Below are 18327 nucleotides of genomic sequence, written 5' to 3'. Positions count from 1 at the left end.
CTGGGATCTCGCTATTTTTTGTCTGTAGAAAAAAATCAAGTTAATTTTAGGCCTAAGATACCCCGGGATCACCTCAAACCTGAAATGTAAAGACTACTTTTATACTAACTATCTTACTATTGGAATCATCTGTTGGCAAACCAGGCAAAAAAACGCTCCTTAATTGGGCAGCACATTTCGTGTCATTAATAGTGCATCCACTTTGGTGGCCTACATATGGACTATATATATTATTAACCCTTAATCCTTATTTATTTGGAGTTGGCTCTGCCTCCGGCCAGTCCATACTTATGCTGCAGGTATTTATGTTGACATTCACCTTGCCTTTGGTGAGTATACTGATGTTGAAAAAACTGAGCTTGATATCATCCTATGACCTGAATGATCGCCTGGACAGGACAGGTCCTTATATCGTCACATTGATCTTCTACCTTTGGTTGTACATCAATATCCGACACGATCCTAAAGTGCCTTTAGTCTATAATATATTTGTGTTCGGTGCTTTGATCACACTGGTCTTGGTATTTATGATCAATTTATTTATCAAATTAAGTGCACATACTGCTGTGATGGGTGGTTTGGTGGCAATGACCTGGATCACTTTCAATGTGTTTAGCCATGAGCAGTTTTCATTAAATATACCGGGTCAGGGACTCACTATACTATCCTGGCGATCAGTTTTAATCACCTCGCTGTTGATTGGCGGACTCGTAGGTACCTGTCGATTGTATCTTAAGGCGCATACACCCAAAGAAGTTTATTTAGGATATTTGGTTGGATTTGTAGCCCAATATCTGGCTTTTAAAATTTTGTTTTGATGAGACTAATCGTACTACTGATAGTATTGACCGAAGGCTTACTGACTGCCCAGTCAGCGCTAAAGACCTCCCTGCATGATTTATTACAAACTGAATGGACTCAAAATCAATTTAGCGGGGTTCTCCTGGTAGCCAAAAATGGCAAACCAATTATATACGAAGCACAGGGTTATGCCGATTTTAAAAACAAAAAGAAGCTAACAAAAAAGAACATTTTCGAACTGGCCTCTGTATCCAAACAATTTACTTCCATGATCATCATGATGCTTAAAGAAAGAGGTTCTCTCAGCTACGATGAATCCCTGGAAAGATATATACCCGACTTGCCCTATAAAGGAATTACTATACGACAATTATTGACCCACACCAGCGGCATCCCTGATTATCAAGCCATCATGGATGAGCATTGGGATAAAAACAAAATCGCAGACAACCTGGATGTTATAGATTATTTGAAAAAATATCCTCAACCTATTTTATTTAAACCAGGCGAAAAATATCAGTACAGCAACACGGGATATCTTTTATTGGCCAGCATAGCGGAGGCCGCCGCGGGGAAAGATTTTATCGATATGGTGAAAACCCAAATCTTCAAACCACTTAAAATGAAGTCAGCTGATTTCAGAACTCCAAGCTCTCGCCTCAAAATAAGTTCCTTTGCCACCGGCCATGTCTATGATGAAAGTTTAAAATCATACCAACATGCAGATGATTATAAGGAATCCAACTATACCATCTGGTTAGGCCATAGAAAAGGCCCTGGTAGAATCAGCATGAACGCCAATGACCTGCTCAAATGGGATCGTGCCTTGTACACTCCGATCCTGGTAGCCCGTACAACCCTTGATGAAGCCTGGACACCTCAAAAATTAAATAATGGTATTCTCAGCCAGTATGGATTTGGTTGGGAGTTGAGCCAGCATTTGAAACTAGGAAAAATAGTAGCCCACAGTGGTGACAACCCTGGATACAAAACCTATATCAAGCGATATATAGATGAAAAGTACACCGTCATCTTACTCAATAATAATGCGAGTGATCGCATGCGCCCTATATTGGAGAAAATCGAAGATCTTTTGGCGAAGTACTGATCAACTGTTTTTGGAATTCAATACCCCAAGGCCATCATTGTTTGACGATCTTTATCGTTTTAGTGAAATTGCCTGATTGAAGACTTACAAAGTAAACTCCAGGAGGATAATTAAAAACCAGGTTTTCAGTAAAGGTTTTCTGATCCATTCCGTGATGACTTCTTGACCAGATCACATTCCCGTGTGCAGTGAAGATAGAGAGATTAAGATTTTCCAGGTGGCCGGTAGTATAATGAATGTTTAAGCGATCGGTCACCGGATTAGGATAGGCTTGTAGATATATGGTTGATCGGGTATCTGCTGAGATGGACACCGGCAATTCCAAATCATAGGTGTATATACCCCGGCCATAGGTGGCTGCAACTAATTTTCTAGTGGGAAAATTAAAATCCAGGTCAGTGACTATGGTCAGTGGCATACCATCTCCCAGCATCTCCCACTGCTGGCCATGATTATAGGATCGCCAAACTCCTGCATCCGTGGCCACCGCTATATGACCTGAAAAAGAAGGGTCTGCTACTATTTTATTGCAGGGTATTGGAGGCAGGCCTCTTGAAATGTCTTGCCAGCCTAAGCCATTATTGTCAGATACAAACACGTGAGGCATTGACTCTCCATAGCGATATCCTGACAAGGTCAGGTACACCCTGTTTTTTTGAATAGGATCTGCAAGGATGCTTGTGATCCACCGCTGAGGCAATCCTTCATTGATTGCTTTCCAGGAAGCTCCGCCATTGGCAGTGATCCAGACCTTGCCCACATCGGTGCCACAATAAATGATTTGTGGATCTATCGGCGATACAGAGATAGTAGTGATGGTGCCATAAGTCCTCACCCCGGTTGCCGGAGCAAGGGTAGGAGATATGGAGGTCCAACTGACCGCCCGATCATCTGATCTATAAAGGCGATCAGTGCCTAAAAATAATGTAGCTGGATTGGTGGGATGGAATACCATGGGCGAATTCCAATTTTTTCTATCCACACCATTTATTCCATTTAAAGCTGTAAAAAAAGAAGCACCTCCGTCTGTGCTACGGACGACCACACCGTATTGAGATTCTGTGTATACATATTTACTATCCTTGGGATCTACCAGACAGACGAAGCCATCACCACCAGAGATGATAGCCCATTGGTCCACTCTAGTAGTCAGGGAGCGCATGCTGCTGTTGTCCTGCGTGCCGCCATACAATCGCTCCGGATGGCTATAATCTATGTGGCAGGTATAAAACTGTGTGATGGGAAGATTATTGATTTTGCGCCAATTGCCCCCTGCATTTGCGCTAGTATACAAACCTCCATCATTGCCAAGCAACAAATTATTTGTATTGTCTGGATATATAAACAAAGCATGTTGGTCCACATGGACTTCTTCATTACTATTGTCTGCGATTGGAAAAAACTGTTGGCCTCCATTAGTAGACTTATAAGCTGTGAGACCAAGGCTATAAACGATATTGGCATCCTTAGGATCTACATAGATCTTACCGAACCACCAATCGAAGCCTGCACTATTAATCCTCCCACCTGGTTTACTCCAACTATGTCCAAAATCATCGGACCGGTAGATGCCCAAAAAATTGCCACGACTATCTACATACTGAGCAAAGATTTTATTTGGCTCAGTAGAGGATACTGCCAGACCTATTCGTCCGATATTATCACCTTCTGGCAATCCCAGAGTAGATGGGGACCAAATTTTTCCTCCATCAAAGGATCTTATAATGCCAGAACCCGCTCCACCATAATTGATTCCAAAAACATTTCTTGACCTTTCCCAGGTAGCAGCATACAAGGTATCAGGATGATGTATGTCCATCGCCATATCGATGACACCTACAGAATCTGATTGAAAATAAATAAGCTCCCAGGTGTCCCCTCCATTGATGCTTTTGTAAATACCCCGCTGAGGATTCTTGCTGAATAATTTGCCCATAGCGGCAGCATACACGATCTGAGGATTATTTGGATGGATCAAAATTTTAGAGATACTACCCGAAAACTCCAGACCCAGGTACTTCCATGATAATCCCCCATCATTGGTCATGAAGATACCATTGCCATCATAGGCCACCGAACCTCCACCGCCATTGGCTTCCCCTGTCCCAACATATAGTATTTTAGGATCCGAAGGGTGGATGGCCATATCGCCAATCGCAAGTATCGGATTTTGATCGAATATGGGTGTCCAGGTCAATCCAAAATCTTTTGTCTTAAATACACCACCTGAGGCACTGCCTATATAAATCAGACCAGGATCGGGTGCACTGGCTTCAATATCGGTGATCCTGCCTCCAATATTAGTAGGCCCAGCAAACTTCCATGGTTGAATATTTTTTCTATTTCGAGATTTGGCAAGCTTTTGCACCAGGATCACCTGCTCGTGATAAAATGATTGAGGAATAGTATCCAGAGGAAATGATCTTTGATTAAAAAACCAGTCTGAGGGTTTGTTTTCAGTCAGCTTCGTTGAATCCACCATGACTGGTTGGCTAAAAAGTAAAATGAAATAAAATAACCAGTATGGGAAAATCATGAAATTTCTTTTGCACCATCTGTCAGTCCTCTCAAGATAGCCAGTTGCCTAAAAGCCTTTCTTACAGGCTGCGCAGGGATACCATAATAAGTGATGCCCCCTGCCAAATCCTTGTCAACACCGGTTTTGGCCAATAAGATTGCGGCGTCTCCGATCCTGACATTTTGAGCGATACCCACCTGTCCATAAATCGTGACATGATCACCTATGATCACTTTACCTCCGATGGAAGTATGTGCAGCGATCAAGCAGTGTTTGCCTACAACTACCCCATGCCCGATATGTACCTGGCTATCAAGTTTAGTACCCTTTCCCAGGATGGTATCTCCACTGACTCCTCTTACGATCGTGCTGCCCGCACCCACTTCCACCTCATCTTCAATGATTACTCTGCCGATGGATCGCCACTTGGTATATTGTTTGTTGGATTTGTTATAATAAAATGCATCATTGGCGATAATGCAGGAGGGTTGGATGATCACTTGTTCTCCGATCTCCGTGTAGGACCCTATATAGGTATTGGCCTGGATATACGCTCCCGCGCCTATACGCGCGTAGGGCGCTATCACTACTCCGGGTTCGATCGTAGCGCTTGGATCTATGATAGCGAGGGAAGAGATAGATTCCATACTGTGAATAAAGGGTCTGAAGTGCCAAGCCAGGGCATTGTATGCATCGAATGGTCGCTCGTGATAAAACAATACCTTGCCCTCAGGGACCTCTATTCGTTTATTTATCAATATGCCAGTGGCAGAAGACAAGAGGCTTTTGGTAAAATATTTTTCATTGTCTACGAACATGAGATCGCCTGGGATGACTTTATGTATTTCATTAAGCCCAGACAGCAAGATATCAGGATCTCCTAATAATTCTGCCTCACACATGACAGCAAGATCCCTGGCAGCAATAGGTTGGTTAAATTTCACTTCATAAAGATATTGCGACGAAGGCACATAAAAGGTCTTTTACTTAATGACAAAGGCAATATCAATTTTTTTAACATTTATTACATGAATAGGCACCTTTGGCAAATCCGTTCTCGGCTGACTTATTCTTTAAGTCTATCAAATATTTTTGATGTAGCATGCTTATTTACTTTAATTACTAAGTCGTATAATATGGAGTACTTTTCTAATACTTTTTCAAAAACTTCATTTGTATTTTGCTTATTATATTCATGGGTAATAAAGTTACGCAGCAATCTTAGCTTAATAAACTCTTCGTTGGATGTAACGAGACCTTGTTGGACTGCAAAATTTGCTTTATCAATCAATGAACCATTGTATCCGTCAGTTAAAATCATTAGGGATCCTAATATTTTTTGAGTCAATATATCACTGATTCTACCATAACGAGCAGTAAATGCCTCCCATTTGTCTAATTCATCAAATGTATAATTTTCTTTAATTCCAATTCGAGAACAATGCTCAAAAGAATATTGAAATGTTTCTAAAGCTTGAGTGATATATTGTAATTCAATTTTTAATTCCTCAATAATGTCCATTTCAGCATTCATAATTCAATGGCATTTGAAAGTGCAATTCTTTTAAAAGGACTGTCAAGATCATAGGTGAAGTTGACAATATCTAGCTTTTGTTCACCAAACCTGGAATAAAAACCAATCATAAAGTCCATTTTCTCATCCAGGGAAATATTCTTTTCAGTCAAAACCAATAAATCTATATCACCTCCTTTGCCTGCGTCTTCTACTCTAGAACCAAATAAAAACACTGAGCTACCTTTAACCTTTGTAGTCCAAAATTTTTTTATATATGTATGCTCCTCCTTAGAAATGCGCATTTGGCAAAAATAAATACTATTTACTCAAAAACATCATGACTTCATCGCTAAACGGCCGGGTGAGCTGAGTACCTCCGTGTCTGCCTGGCACTGTTTTGTATACACACCGGGGAATCATCTCGGAGAGTGCTTTGGATGATCCGTTGTCAAAATCTTCATCCCCGGATATCACCAATACTTTGTGTTCCAGCTTTCCCAGGGTGATTTCACTGGTGTAGGGTTGCTCTTTCTGCTGCAGTGAGAGGGCTACTCTATCCAGCCCGGAGTGTTCTATTCTATCCAGCATAGGTTGCATACTTTCTACGATGGTATCACCCGCCAACACATGGTAAAAGAGTACCCTGCGGGGCCAGTCAGGATTGGTAAAGTCAGCCCCCATACCTCCCATCACCCCTTTGCCCAGCCTGGGATCAAACACCATGAGCCTGGCGAGAATGATAGATCCACGCGAATAACCGATAGCATCATACGATTTAAAATGAAGATGATTTATCAATGCGATAAGATCACGGGCTTCGGCGTCTGAGGCATAAGCGGCTGCTTCATGAGGTTTGTCAGACCGGCCATTGCCACGCATATCCACCAATACAGGCATGTATCCGTGAGCGCGTAATTCCTGAAACAGTACAGATTTTTTCCATGAAGTCCCATCGCCTGTAAATCCATGTATGAGCAATACCGGCCTGCCAGCTCCATAAGTTTCATAATATATTTTGGTACCATCAAAGGAGGCAAAAGAACCTGAGGTGCTATCCTTTTGACAAAATATAAAAAAAGGCATACCGCACATGGCCACGATGACGACCCAATAAAATGCCAATTGTTTATTTTTCATGAATAATTTTTTGAAGAAAGGAAATTACATTATCTATCAACACCGAATCGCTAAATTTTTTGCCGCCGTGCCCAGCACCATATACCCATTCTAATTGAACAGGAAGATTCAGTGCTCTATACTTTCCAAAGAGTTCGATCGATTGATTGACCGGTACCTGGATATCCTGATCACCGTGTAAGATAAATAAGGGGGGATCATCAGGAGAAACGTGCATGACGGGACTGGCATTTTCCAGTTCGGACTTGCATTGGTCCAGGGGCTTGCCAAACATCAATGCAAGCGCAGGGGTGCGCACATTGAGTCCATGTGGGGTAGATTGAGCCAGGATCGTGGTCAGATCTGAAGGGCCATAAAAATCTATAATCCCCTGGATGTCGGAGGACACATTAAGGTTATCGCCTAGAGAGCCTTCCATAGATGGGAGGCCATTGGTAACTCCAGCCAGTGCTGCCAGATGCCCACCTGCCGAAGATCCCCAAATAAAGATTTTATCCGACCGATAGCCATATTGTGTTGCATGGGCTCTTAAAAATCTAATCGCAGCTTTGATGTCAAAGATCTGGGCAGGAAAGGTGGCTTCCACAGTCAGCCTATAATCGATACTGGCAAGCGCATAGCCTCTTTGCAGAAGATCTTTGGGCGGATTCTCCTTAGAGCCACTGTGCCAGGCACCACCATGTACCCATATTATAAGATAGGGTTGACTCTGAGATTTTGGCAGATAAAGATCCAGGGCCAAAGTCCGCTCCGGAGTTTGAGCAAAAACCAGATCATTAGTAATATGGTATTGTTGGCCAAAACCACAGTTGAACCAAAATATACTGATGAACAAACAAGCTGTTATAGATCTTCCCATATATCAATTGGTATGAAACCTCTAAATTAACCTCAAATATTCAATCCATGTACCTGCGCTTAGCCACGCTTGACGATATACCCAACATGCAAAATCTTTTTGTAGACACTATCCGATCTGTCAATACGAAAGATTATAACGCTGATCAGATCGACATCTGGACTGCATCAGTATTCAATGCAGATCGATGGCTAAAATTAATCACAGACCAATATTGCATGCTGGCCTTTGATACCTCGAACACTTTGATAGGATTTGGATCCCTCATCAAAGACTATATAGACTTTATGTATGTACATCGGGACTATCAAGGAATCGGAGTGGCTACGCTGATATTAAAAGTTTTGCTGGCCGAAGCCAAGCGCCAAAAATATTTGATCATTTATTCAGAGGTGAGCATTACTGCCAGGCCATTTTTTGAAAGCCAGGGATTTAAAGCAGTTCATGAAAATGTGAAGATGGTGCGGGGGGTGGAGATCCGGAATTTTAGAATGGAACATGGTTTGGAATCAGTCAAAAGCTAAAGGTTCCTGTCCTATATTTACGAGGTGCGAAATCGAACCTTGTTTTGTTAAAAAAAAACGCAAGAATTTGTAGCTTTGAAGTATGAGAAATCATCCTGAATTAAAGTTCAACTTGAAATACTTACTCAAAATACAAGGAACAGATTGGAGAAATTCTCATCATCATTGTTATCCACTTTAACTGAAGAGGTTATATATAAGCTGAGTTTTAAGTGCCGGATGAATACTTTAAATAATTTTTACTGAGAAAAAGTATTTGAAAGATTTTAAATATATACTAAATGAAAGCAAGAGGTATTATTAAACAATACAAAAATAACTTTCCTAAAGTAACACGTAGCAGAGAGGCAATCGCTTTCTTTTTTCTTACATTTAATGTTGCCGGAAAACCTGCATATAGCTTTGCAGCCGTAGATCAATTTTCACAGTACGCATTTCACTTGGGTATCGAAATGTCTTGTGCTGATGCAGATATACTCAAGCATATCTTTCTGCTCACTGATCATCCAGAGTTCAGAAAGACTCCAAACGAATTTATAACCCTGGTAATGGATGGACCTGCACATTTGAAGGAATCAATTGAAAAAATTATAGCACCTGGCAGAGTGATTTTTGATAGTGCTTATAGAAAGTTTATTTCACTGGTATTTATGGAGGAAATGAAAGAAATGCTGTAGCCTCAATTAAACTTAAAAATACAATCCGTTCTCAATATGATACCTGAATTCTATCACAAAATAGTGCCCACTGCCATACCTGAAGATTATAAGATCGTAGTTTTTCAAAAAAGTATTTTCCCTGAAATTAGCATAGGGCTAGCCGAATCTTACTGTGTAGAAAAGAATTGTGATTGCAGGCATGTATTTATTTCTGTGATCCTAAAAAGGGAGTCACCTGAGCTCATCAGTGTCATTTCATATGGCTGGGAATCAACTAAGTTCTATGCTAAGTGGATGCATACTTCCAAAAATGATGACTCAGTAAAACAATTTAAAGGCCCAACAATTTTTATGTCATATAGCAAAGATGCTTTAAGCAGTGAAATAAATAGATACATTGTAAATTTTCTGGGATCTAATAAGGAATATCAGGATCATATAAAAAGGCACTATAAAGCTGTAAAAGATATTATAGGTAAAAGATAAAAGGTGCATACATTCGGGATTCCAAGACTTATCATTAAACAAAGAATTCGTTCGTTAATTTTAAGAACCTTCATCCGTATGAATTAACTATTACTACAGGTGAATGTCGGCAGCATTAATTGCTTTGATAGGTTTCGAGAATTTTCCACTGTATTCGCATCCAGTAAGGGTATAAAAATATCACTATTAAAATGATTATCAATATTTTACAATTATTAATATTTTATATGTATCTGCAAACCAAGCCTAAAATTATACCAAAAAATAGCATAAGATTTTATATCTTAGCTATATGGAAAACCCTCCGGAATTAAAGGCATTGATCCGTAAAAACGCCCACCTATTCTGGTATATCAAAGACAGTGCAAAGGAAGATCTGCCCTTGCCGGTAGTCCTGGAGTTTTTTATCAATTATGCCGACAAAGAAGACATTAAAGCCTTATTTGCCATAGTAGGGATCAAAAATGCAACCAGGGTATTTTTTGAGCAGGTGAATACATCGGCCAGGGCTGCCAACAATTTTTAGACTTCAGCCAGGAATTTTTTCACTTTGTGTTTTACCAAGTATGCATCTTGAAATTCTTACACCTCAGCCAGAATAATTATTAAGGCCGCAAATCTGACCTACCATTACCTGATTATTCTACTTGCTGACCTTCCATATGTTAAAAATAACTATCCCCTCGACATTTCCGCCCTTCATTACACTTTTATTCAAGCAAAAGCATTTATTAAATATGGCACTCTCTAATTCAAATGATGATCGGCCAAGGCTTCAGGCTCGATGAACCTCATTTATTTTATTTTAAAATACAAACCTCATTTATCATGAAAACAAAACAAAAAAATACGGTGCTGGAAGATTTTCTGGCCATTCACGAGGCAGCATTAAAAAGCGATGATGGTCGTCGGTGCATGATCGCACCCCACCCAAAATTGAAAAAGAAAATAGATACTGCCATGAAAAAATTAAAATCCGCCACCAGGGGAAGTGTACTCACCGATCGGATCGGTGTAGTGCCAAAGACCAGGGTGGGTTTTAATGATGGTTTGATCTACCCCGGCACCAGTTTTCCAGCAGGCACTTCTGCAGATCGGGCACGTAGTGCAGCTGCGGAAAGGGCTCCACTCTCAGGCACGGTGCGTGTGGCAGTCGTATTGGTAGATTTTTCAGACAAAGCAATGACAACCTCTAAAAGCCATTTTGAAGACTTGTTTTTTTCATTGGGAAAAATCACTACCGGCAGTGTGAGGGAATATTATAGAGAGGTGACCAATGGAAAGATAGATATACAAGGCCAGGTGGTGGGTCCCTACAGGATGCCAATGACACTCAAACAATATGCCCATGGAGAAGCCGGTACCGGAGATGTATCGCCCAATGCTCGGACCCTGGCCAGGGACGCTGCCATCAAAGCCAATCCAGTGATCAATTTTACCCCTTTCGACAACGATGGAGACGGCTATGTAGATGCCTTTATCGTGATCCATGCAGGCACAGGAGGTGAAGTCTCCGGCAATCCCAATGATATATGGTCTCATAAATGGGTGCTCGAAGGCTCTCCATATACTGCTGATGGCACCACTAAAATCTACTCCTACCTGACCGTACCGGAGGATTGTCGCCTGGGTGTATGCGCACACGAACTAGGCCATCTACTGTTTGGTTTCCCGGATTTGTATGATACAGATTACAGCAGTGAGGGTGTGGGCAACTGGTGTTTGATGGGAGGTGGTAGCTGGAACAATGACGGCAAGACACCTGCTCATCCAAGTGCCTGGTGCAAATGCAAGCAGGGCTGGGTCAGTATCAAAAACCAAACGACCAACCAAACCAATGTATCTATACCCGATGTCAAGACCGGACGCAAAGTGATCAAAATGTGGAAAAGAGGTACAGGAGCCAATGAGTACTTTTTACTGGAGAACCGGCAAAAAGTCATGTTTGATAAATTTCTACCGGGCGGAGGACTGCTTATCTGGCATATAGATGAATCGACGCCTGACAATAGAAATGAAAGCCATTACAAAGTGGGACTCGTGCAAGCAGATGGTCAAAAGGATTTGGAATTCAATCGGAATCGGGGAGATGCAGGTGACTGCTACCCAGGATCTACTCTCAACAAAAAATTTGATAAAACCAGCATACCCAATTCAAATACCTATGCAGGCTCAGATAGCCTGGTCTCGGTGAGCAATATCAGTGCACCCGCCCCTACCATGAAAGCTACGCTCAAGGTCAAATAGCTTTACCTTACTCATTATTCACCTGGCAGGGGATTGCACCTCAATCCCCTGTCACTATCACACAGACTTAGCCATTCAAGATGCCGACTATCATAGAAAATTGGGCTCAAATCACAGGAACCGTACTGGAATCAACGGCCCATCCAAAGCTAAAGGACTACACTCAATTGAAAGTGATGTTGGAGAAGAGCAAGGATATCAAAGGCTTTCCTAACCTGGCCAGGTTAGATGAACAAAATAAAATCCTGATCAATGTGCGCAACCCCTCAGCACCTCAATTCCAGGAGGGTCACAAGTTAAAGGCTGTCGTCCGAAAGGTGTTTGGCCAGGAGTATTTTATGAAGGAAGGAATCTATTAATCGTTCGTTTTATTTCACTTGTGTTTTCTTGCAAAGTCCATATTGAAAGAAGCCGATATCGCGATGAGCGTTTCAATTATTGGTGAAAGCATTTGGTGATCTCTTTGAGCACCTCCTGAATGCTATACCTCCAATAAGTCCAATTATGCACCCCATCCCGCATCCTGAATTCGTGTGGAATACCTTTTTCAAGCATCAGTTTGTGCATCTCTGCGTTGGCAGCACTTAAGAAATCATCATCGCCACAATCGAGGTAATATTTGACAGTTTTAAGAGCTTTGGTCCTGCTGGTATCACTGATGATTCTGTATGGGTCATTGGCTTTGTAGGTGTCGTTGATCCTATTAGCACCAGCTAGCCCGGGCCCATATAGCACAGCGAAAGTTCTATCGTAATTGGCTTGCGGGGTATTGATAGCTGAGCTCTCCTCAAAAAAAGCTGCACTCAATGGTGCACAATAGGAGAACATATCCGGGTGTTTAATCGCAAACATAAAGGATCCATATCCTCCCATACTTAAGCCGGACACAGCCCGGTATTTTTTCTCCTTCCTGATGCGATAAGTACTTTCGACAAAAGGCATGAACTCCTGGAAAAAATAATCTTCATAGGCATGGTACGATCAAAATTATTAATGTACCAGCTGACTCCGCCATCGGGCATGACGATGATCATCGGGGTAGCCTCGCCGGCATCCATCATTTTATTTGCTAATCTGTTCGATTTCCCCAAACTGAGTCCAACCCGTTTCGTTGTCAGTATATCCATGCAGCAGATAAAGTACAGGATAACTTCGACTGGAGGTATTATAACCTTCCGGAAGATAAATGGAATAATTCATTTTTTTGCCAATCATCCGGCTATTGAACCCAAGACTTTCGAATAACTGTCCTTGAGCACAAACCGTAGTGATCAAACTACAGCCCATCATCAATACAAAAAAGATTTTACGCATATTATTTTTTTATTTGACACCAAATTAACTACTATTTAAGAACCTGAATAGTTCTTGTTACGTTTGCATGGTATAATATGAAAGCATCCAGCCTTTTTTTAGGATTTTTATTGACCATCGTGGCTACTGTATCCACTTCTGCCCAGCCCGGAGATAAACCAATCACTTATGCATCATCCAAAGATGCTGATCCTCAAGCCAAAGCCCTGCTAAAACAAGTGAAGGACCAACTAAAGTTAGACAAAGGGGTAGTAATTAATTTTCAATTCACTTATGATCCTGCAGAGGCGGCACCTTCCACTCAAAAAGGAGTCGTTCAACTAAAAAACACCAGCTTCCGGCTTACCTTACAAGATCAGGAGATAAGTTCTGATGGCAAGACGCTTTGGACCTACTTAAAGAAAAGAAACGAAGTACAGATCAATGATGCTGCAGAAATACAAAATGATCCTTTGTCACCATATAGACTGATACAGATTCATGATTCGCCTGATTTTACTTATGTGACCGCAGGAACCTCGAAAGTCAATGGGGTATTGTGTGATGTGATCGACTTCAAACCGCTGGACAAAAACGCAGAATTTTTTAAAATCAAAGCCGAAATAGATCGGGCAAAAAAACAATATAAAACGATATCCCTCTATCTTAAGAATGGTGATCAATATACTTTGTCCCTGAGTAGCCAGGTCAATCAAAATTTTGCAGACAATACCTTTGAATGGAATGCTGCAAAATATCCGGGAGTCAAGGTAGAGGATCTGAGATAGTCTAACATACTGATATTGTTAGATTAAGTTTTCCATTTAAGCCATTTAATATATACTGGCATCCTCAACTATTCAAATGTTGCAGCTGGATTTTACTCATGTAATAGTATTTTCCGTTATTAACAAAATAATTTTTTTTTTTAACCATTTGTTCAATCTATTCTTCAAAATATCCATCATATTGGTTACCTTCGCGAGACCTAACCAAATCTATCCAACCACAGTATGTCTGATCTCAAAAAAGACGCTTTAGAATATCACCAGCAAGGTCGCCCAGGTAAAATTGAAGTCATCCCCACCAAACCTCATGCGACCCAAAAAGATCTCAGCCTGGCTTATTCGCCGGGAGTAGCCGAGCCCTGCCTGGCCATTGAAGCTAATCCGGAGGATGCTTATAAATACACTGCCAAAGGCAATCTCGTCGCAGTCATTTCTAATGGCACTGCCGTATTAGGCCTTGGCAATATAGGCGCCCTGGCCGGCAAGCCGGTCATGGAAGGCAAAGGCCTGCTCTTCAAGATCTATGCAGACATCGATGTGTTTGATATAGAGATCAATGAGACTGATCCTGACAAACTCATTGAAACTATCAAGGCGATCTCCCCTACCTTCGGTGGTATCAACCTGGAAGACATCAAAGCCCCTGAATGTTTTTACATTGAGGATCGACTGAAAAAAGAATTGGATATTCCTCTGATGCATGATGATCAGCACGGGACAGCGATCATTTCATCTGCAGCTTTATTAAACGCACTTGAAATTGTAGACAAAAAAATAAGTGAAGTAAAGATTGTCGTGAGTGGCTCCGGGGCATCTGCAGTATCCTGTACCCGACTCTATAAAAAACTTGGAGCAAAAAGTGAAAACATAGTGATGCTGGACAGCAATGGGGTTCTCAATAAAAAGCGGACAGGACTCAATACTCAAAAACTGGAGTTCGTGACCGACAGAGACATTGACACCCTGGAAGAAGCCCTGGTCCATGCAGATGTTTTTTAGGTCTGAGTATCGCCGGCGTGATGAAAAAAGAGATGCTGGCCTCCATGGCTGCCAATCCCATCGTTTTTGCACTCGCCAATCCTAACCCAGAGATTACCTATCCCGATGCGAAGGCGACCCGCGACGATGTGATCATGGCCACCGGTAGATCGGACTATCCCAATCAAGTCAATAATGTTTTGGGATTTCCGTATATATTCAGAGGGGCGCTGGATGTGCGTGCTAAAGTTATCAATGATGAAATGAAGCTAGCCGCTGCTTATGCACTGGCCAATCTTGCCAAACTGCCTGTGCCGGAAGAAGTCAACGCTGCTTACAGTAGTGCCAATCTGCATTTTGGTCCTGATTATATCATCCCCAAGCCTGTAGATCCCAGGCTCATTACCACTGTAGCTATAGCAGTCGCCAAAGCCGCCATGGATACTGGGGTAGCGCTAAATCCGATCAGTAATTGGGAAACCTATGCGGAAGAACTCACCAAGAGACTGGGGTTGTTCAAACCATTGATCCGCCAGGTCAGGTCCAAGGCCAGAGCCAACCCTAAACGGGTGGTCTTTGCAGAAGCCGAGTCTTATAAAATACTCAAAGCTGCCGAGATCTGTATCGAGGAAAATCTTGCCAAACCCATCCTGTTGGGCAATGAAGATCGGATCAAACAATTGATTGCAGAATACGAATTGTCCCTGGATGAAGCTCAAATCATAGATCCTCGAAATGACCAGGAACAATCCAGAAGACTAAAATTTGCGGATACCTATTTTAATAAAAGAAACCGCAAAGGCGTGACTCTCCGATCGGCGCAAAACCTGATGGTCGAATGGAATTATTTCGGACTAAGCCTGATAGAGCACGGTTATGCAGATGCTATGGTGAGTGGATTGACTGCCAATTACCCGGAATTTTTGCGGCCGGCCTTGCGCCTATTTGGCAAAGCGGATGATGTGCATATCGTCGCCGGTATGGATATTTTATTGACCAAAAGAGGACCTTTGTTTTTTGCTGATACGATGGTCAATTTGGATCCTGATGTAAAAACTTTGGTAGATATCACTTTGCAGACTGCCTCAGTGGTCAAAAAGTTTAATGTGGAGCCCAAGATCGCGCTGCTCTCTTTTTCCAATTTTGGTTCTGTCAAAGGTATTATACCTACCAAAATGCGGGAGGCCATCACGATTCTGCACAGGGACTATCCGGACCTCCTGGTCGATGGAGATATACAAGGCAATTTTGCACTCAATCGTGAATTAGTTAAAGAAGCATTTCCCTTTTCGAAATTGGTCAATGGGCCTGCCAATACGTTGATATTCCCTAACCTGGCAGCTTCCCATATCGCCTTCAAATTATTGAAAGAAGGTGGCAACCTGGAGTCATTGGGACCAGTACTCATGGGCTTGAAAAAATCAGTGCATATTCTGTCACTGGGTAGTACTGTGAGTGAGATCGTCAATATGGTCAGTATAGCGGTGATGGATGCCCAACAAAAATCCTAGATTACCTTTAAATTGTATTTTTACGAAAAAAAGAACAAGTGGCAGGCAATCAATTTGTAGAAATATTTAAAATCAGCACCTTTGGTGAATCTCATGGCAAAGCTGTAGGTGTGGTGATCGATGGTTGTCCTGCCGGTTTGTTAATCCCGCAGGAATACATCCAGCGGGAGATGGATCGAAGGCGTCCTGGCCAATCTAATATCGTGACGCAAAGAAAAGAAGCTGACGAGATAGAGATTTTATCCGGAGTGTTTGAAAATCGGTCTACGGGTGCCCCGATCTGTATTGTGCTGAAAAACATGGATCAGCATTCGTCTGATTATGACCATATAAAAGATAAGTTTAGACCTTCTCACGCAGATTTTACCTATCAAACCAAATGGGGCTATAGGGATCATCGGGGTGGAGGCAGATCTTCAGCACGGGAGACTGCAGCACGGGTAGCTTCAGGAGCAATAGCTAAGCTCTTATTGCATCTGCACAATATACATATCCATGCTTTTGTAAGCCAGGTAGGGCCTCTGGTATATCAACCTGATTTTGAAAATATAGATGTAGCCCAAATCGAGTCCAATCCTGTAAGGTGCCCCGATCCACAAATGGCAGAAAAAATGATCGACCTGATCAAAGAAGTCAGAAAGGAAGGAGATACCATAGGAGGCGCAGTGACTTGCATTATCAAAGGGTGTCCTCCCGGATTGGGTGAGCCTGCATTCGATAAACTACATGCTGAGCTCGGTCATGCTATGTTGAGTATCAATGCCTGCAAAGGATTTGAGATCGGATCAGGCTTTGCCGGAGTGACGATGCGAGGATCTCAGCATAACGACATTTTTTATAAAGAAGGCGAATCGATCAAAACTAAAAGCAATCATTCCGGTGGCATACAAGGCGGGATCTCCAATGGCATGGACATCATCTTCCGGGTAGCCTTCAAACCCGTTGCAACCATCATCCCAGAACAAGAATCTGTGGATATTACCGGTGAATCCGTAACGGTGACAGGCAAAGGCAGGCATGACCCTTGTGTCGTGCCCAGAGCGGTACCGATCGTAGAGGCGATGGCAGCTATCGTATTGGCAGATCATTTGCTTAGGCATCGCGCATCACAGGTATAAGTATTTGCCTATCAAATATTTATATAATTTATACTTATTGGTTCGCGGATAGTGCTCTTGCTTACCATCTATATTGAAAGTTTGAAAACCTCTGAAACAAAAAACTAAAACCTCAGCTACAGATGTAACTGAGGTGACTTTAGATGGTTTCTTATAGTGTGCTTTTATCTCGGTATTCTCAGCATCTGTCCCGGGTATATTTTGTCAGGATGGGACAATAATGGTTTGTTTGCTTCAAAAATTTCATTATATCTCATCGGATCTCCATAAAAATGTTTTGATATTTTTGACAAACTATCACCAGATTTCACCTCATACAAATCTGCTTCAGGTTCAGGAGCGGCTATTACAGACACCCGATCATCTACAGAAGCTACCCCCTGTACATTGCCCAATGCCAAAATCAGTTTTTCCTTTTCAGCCTGATTAACAGCCTGGCCATATACCGTGACCACATCCCCGTCCAGATCTATATCAAGATTCTGAACATCAAGACCTAAGCCGGTGATAAATGACTGCATTGCAGCTATTTTTTGTGTTTTCTCGGCAGCCGCAGCAGCTTCAGCGTCAACAGCCGTGGTAGATGGTTTGGAGCCGAAGAGTTTTTCTCCAGCACCTTTTAAGAAAGAAAATAGTCCCATGTTTGTTATTAGATTTTATTTGAATAATTAAGTTCTATATACATACGGGTGAAAAAATTAAAGTCACAGAAATTTTTGAAATATTGGTTACTATCGTTTAATATTTCGTCTTAAGATAGAATGTGGAGGGAAATATTATGTAC

Annotated in this window: 17 protein-coding genes and 2 pseudogenes; 11 read left to right on the top strand and 8 right to left on the bottom strand. The window is 41.9% G+C overall.

Features of this window, described 5'->3' with window-relative positions:
• Positions 1-119 precede the first annotated feature (119 nt).
• Positions 120-818, top strand: a complete 699-nt coding sequence (locus tag IPJ09_18385; protein MBK7373364.1) for a hypothetical protein — start codon at positions 120-122, stop codon at positions 816-818.
• Positions 818-1909, top strand: a complete 1092-nt coding sequence (locus IPJ09_18380) for a beta-lactamase family protein (GenBank protein ID MBK7373363.1) — start codon at positions 818-820, stop codon at positions 1907-1909. Before IPJ09_18385 ends, IPJ09_18380 begins: the two co-directional genes overlap by 1 nt.
• Before the next feature lie 34 nt (positions 1910-1943).
• Here IPJ09_18380 and IPJ09_18375 read toward each other — a convergent pair whose 3' ends face one another.
• The 6 genes from IPJ09_18375 to IPJ09_18350 all read right to left on the bottom strand — a co-directional run bounded on the left by IPJ09_18375 (position 1944) and on the right by IPJ09_18350 (position 7939).
• Positions 1944-4391, bottom strand: a complete 2448-nt coding sequence (locus tag IPJ09_18375) for a T9SS type A sorting domain-containing protein (GenBank protein MBK7373362.1) — start codon at positions 4389-4391, stop codon at positions 1944-1946.
• A gap of 50 nt (positions 4392-4441) precedes the next feature.
• Positions 4442-5371: a UDP-3-O-(3-hydroxymyristoyl)glucosamine N-acyltransferase gene (locus IPJ09_18370; protein ID MBK7373361.1), complete on the bottom strand. Its 930-nt coding sequence runs from the start codon at positions 5369-5371 to the stop codon at positions 4442-4444.
• 122 nt (positions 5372-5493) lie between these two features.
• The gene (locus tag IPJ09_18365; GenBank protein ID MBK7373360.1) at positions 5494-5961 is read right to left on the bottom strand and encodes a hypothetical protein; all 468 of its coding nucleotides are present in this window, start codon (positions 5959-5961) and stop codon (positions 5494-5496) included.
• On the bottom strand, positions 5958-6245 hold the full coding sequence (locus IPJ09_18360) for a nucleotidyltransferase domain-containing protein (GenBank protein ID MBK7373359.1): 288 nt from the start codon (positions 6243-6245) through the stop codon (positions 5958-5960). Before IPJ09_18360 ends, IPJ09_18365 begins: the two co-directional genes overlap by 4 nt.
• Before the next feature lie 16 nt (positions 6246-6261).
• Complete coding sequence (locus IPJ09_18355; protein ID MBK7373358.1) at positions 6262-7080, bottom strand: alpha/beta hydrolase; 819 nt, start codon at positions 7078-7080, stop codon at positions 6262-6264.
• Positions 7070-7939, bottom strand: a complete 870-nt coding sequence (locus IPJ09_18350; protein MBK7373357.1) for an alpha/beta hydrolase — start codon at positions 7937-7939, stop codon at positions 7070-7072. Before IPJ09_18350 ends, IPJ09_18355 begins: the two co-directional genes overlap by 11 nt.
• 47 nt (positions 7940-7986) lie before the next feature.
• Here IPJ09_18350 and IPJ09_18345 point away from each other — a divergent pair, with 47 nt between their 5' ends.
• From IPJ09_18345 to IPJ09_18320, 6 genes are all read left to right on the top strand, one after another.
• Positions 7987-8463: a GNAT family N-acetyltransferase gene (locus tag IPJ09_18345; GenBank protein MBK7373356.1), complete on the top strand. Its 477-nt coding sequence runs from the start codon at positions 7987-7989 to the stop codon at positions 8461-8463.
• A 281-nt stretch (positions 8464-8744) separates the two neighbouring features.
• Positions 8745-9140, top strand: a complete 396-nt coding sequence (locus IPJ09_18340; protein MBK7373355.1) for a hypothetical protein — start codon at positions 8745-8747, stop codon at positions 9138-9140.
• A gap of 36 nt (positions 9141-9176) precedes the next feature.
• Positions 9177-9608: a hypothetical protein gene (locus tag IPJ09_18335; GenBank protein ID MBK7373354.1), complete on the top strand. Its 432-nt coding sequence runs from the start codon at positions 9177-9179 to the stop codon at positions 9606-9608.
• A gap of 292 nt (positions 9609-9900) precedes the next feature.
• Positions 9901-10134, top strand: a complete 234-nt coding sequence (locus IPJ09_18330) for a hypothetical protein (GenBank protein ID MBK7373353.1) — start codon at positions 9901-9903, stop codon at positions 10132-10134.
• Between the two features lie 389 nt (positions 10135-10523).
• On the top strand, positions 10524-11855 hold the full coding sequence (locus IPJ09_18325; protein ID MBK7373352.1) for a M6 family metalloprotease domain-containing protein: 1332 nt from the start codon (positions 10524-10526) through the stop codon (positions 11853-11855).
• 80 nt (positions 11856-11935) lie between these two features.
• Positions 11936-12214 carry a hypothetical protein gene (locus tag IPJ09_18320; GenBank protein MBK7373351.1) on the top strand — a complete coding sequence of 93 codons (279 nt, stop codon included), beginning with the start codon at positions 11936-11938 and terminating at the stop codon, positions 12212-12214.
• A 76-nt stretch (positions 12215-12290) separates the two neighbouring features.
• On the opposite strand, the pseudogene IPJ09_18315 reads toward IPJ09_18320, so the two are convergent.
• Positions 12291-13169 (bottom strand): annotated as a pseudogene (locus IPJ09_18315) (esterase family protein).
• Between the two features lie 77 nt (positions 13170-13246).
• Here IPJ09_18315 and IPJ09_18310 point away from each other — a divergent pair.
• From IPJ09_18310 to aroC, 3 genes and pseudogenes are all read left to right on the top strand, one after another.
• Entirely contained in the window at positions 13247-13936 is a 690-nt protein-coding gene (locus tag IPJ09_18310) for an outer membrane lipoprotein carrier protein LolA (protein MBK7373350.1), read from the top strand.
• A gap of 225 nt (positions 13937-14161) precedes the next feature.
• Positions 14162-16425, top strand: a pseudogene (locus tag IPJ09_18305) (NADP-dependent malic enzyme).
• 38 nt (positions 16426-16463) lie between these two features.
• Complete coding sequence (gene aroC, locus IPJ09_18300) at positions 16464-17543, top strand: chorismate synthase (protein MBK7373349.1); 1080 nt, start codon at positions 16464-16466, stop codon at positions 17541-17543.
• A gap of 164 nt (positions 17544-17707) precedes the next feature.
• On the opposite strand, the gene lysM is transcribed toward aroC, so the two are convergent.
• A complete protein-coding gene (gene lysM / locus IPJ09_18295) occupies positions 17708-18184 on the bottom strand; it encodes a peptidoglycan-binding protein LysM (GenBank protein MBK7373348.1) in 477 nt (158 codons plus the stop codon).
• Between the last annotated feature and the right edge of the window lie 143 nt (positions 18185-18327).

Source organism: Saprospiraceae bacterium (genome assembly GCA_016709995.1).
Lineage (GTDB): Bacteria > Bacteroidota > Bacteroidia > Chitinophagales > Saprospiraceae > JADJLQ01.
The sequence above is the reverse complement of the archived record's forward strand: the minus strand, read 5'-3'. Positions and strand labels throughout refer to the sequence as shown.

Excerpts from the sequence above, each read along its gene's own strand:
- IPJ09_18325 (MBK7373352.1), top strand. The coding sequence starts at position 10,524 with ATGATCGCACCCCACCCAAAATTGAAAAAGAAAATAGATACTGCCATG.
- IPJ09_18340 (MBK7373355.1), top strand. The coding sequence starts at position 8,745 with ATGAAAGCAAGAGGTATTATTAAACAATACAAAAATAACTTTCCTAAA.
- IPJ09_18380 (MBK7373363.1), top strand. The coding sequence starts at position 818 with ATGAGACTAATCGTACTACTGATAGTATTGACCGAAGGCTTACTGACT.
- IPJ09_18320 (MBK7373351.1), top strand. The coding sequence starts at position 11,936 with ATGCCGACTATCATAGAAAATTGGGCTCAAATCACAGGAACCGTACTG.
- IPJ09_18345 (MBK7373356.1), top strand. The coding sequence starts at position 7,987 with ATGTACCTGCGCTTAGCCACGCTTGACGATATACCCAACATGCAAAAT.
- IPJ09_18350 (MBK7373357.1), bottom strand. The coding sequence starts at position 7,939 with ATGGGAAGATCTATAACAGCTTGTTTGTTCATCAGTATATTTTGGTTC.
- IPJ09_18375 (MBK7373362.1), bottom strand. The coding sequence starts at position 4,391 with ATGGTGGATTCAACGAAGCTGACTGAAAACAAACCCTCAGACTGGTTT.
- IPJ09_18335 (MBK7373354.1), top strand. The coding sequence starts at position 9,177 with ATGATACCTGAATTCTATCACAAAATAGTGCCCACTGCCATACCTGAA.
- IPJ09_18360 (MBK7373359.1), bottom strand. The coding sequence starts at position 6,245 with ATGCGCATTTCTAAGGAGGAGCATACATATATAAAAAAATTTTGGACT.
- lysM (MBK7373348.1), bottom strand. The coding sequence starts at position 18,184 with ATGGGACTATTTTCTTTCTTAAAAGGTGCTGGAGAAAAACTCTTCGGC.
- IPJ09_18365 (MBK7373360.1), bottom strand. The coding sequence starts at position 5,961 with ATGAATGCTGAAATGGACATTATTGAGGAATTAAAAATTGAATTACAA.
- IPJ09_18310 (MBK7373350.1), top strand. The coding sequence starts at position 13,247 with ATGAAAGCATCCAGCCTTTTTTTAGGATTTTTATTGACCATCGTGGCT.
- IPJ09_18355 (MBK7373358.1), bottom strand. The coding sequence starts at position 7,080 with ATGAAAAATAAACAATTGGCATTTTATTGGGTCGTCATCGTGGCCATG.
- IPJ09_18330 (MBK7373353.1), top strand. The coding sequence starts at position 9,901 with ATGGAAAACCCTCCGGAATTAAAGGCATTGATCCGTAAAAACGCCCAC.